Genomic DNA, 556 nt, shown 5'->3' with positions numbered 1-556 from the left:
AAGATAAGCAAGCCGCTGAAGAAATCCAGAAGCAATTTGACGCAACACGCAGTCAAGTTGGCGAGTTGGTGACTTCTGCTGAAAAACACAATCAGCATTTCGACCAACTTATTGCTGCGGGTAATGCTCAAGGCAATGCTCTGGTTAACGACACCATCATGGCGTTGGTTGCACAAACAGGTGCTATTGAGCGTGCAGCGGGTATTGTCGGCATCGATAGCCTAAGCCCAGACACCGCAGACCACGAGTTTTAAGAACACATAATAATAAACAAGGGCTCATCGTGAGCCCTTTTGCCGTTAGAGCTCGTTGTTATCCATTCATATAAGAGCAGTGATATGAAGCCATACCTACTTTCCGCCTTTGCCGCGATCCTTTCGACTTCTGCCATGGCTTACGATGTTAAGTCTGGTGGCAACACCAGTGTCAAAAAAGACGGTGCTAATGCCTATTCATTACCCGCGACGAACTTGCCAATGAGTAAGCGACTTGATTTTAGTGTGGGCAATAGTTTTTTCCGTAACCCATGGGTGCAAGCGCCAGCGACTACAGATGC

The 556-nt window shown here is 47.5% G+C and carries 2 pseudogenes; both read left to right on the top strand.

Going from position 1 to position 556, the window contains the following annotated elements:
- Window positions 1-254 (top strand): annotated as a pseudogene (locus R7040_RS29005) (peptidase); the annotation flags it as partial.
- A gap of 84 nt (window positions 255-338) precedes the next feature.
- Window positions 339-556: pseudogene (locus R7040_RS29000) on the top strand (thiol oxidoreductase); the annotation flags it as partial.

Source organism: Vibrio sp. 1069 (genome assembly GCF_033340555.1).
The sequence above is the reverse complement of the archived record's forward strand: the minus strand, read 5'-3'. Positions and strand labels throughout refer to the sequence as shown.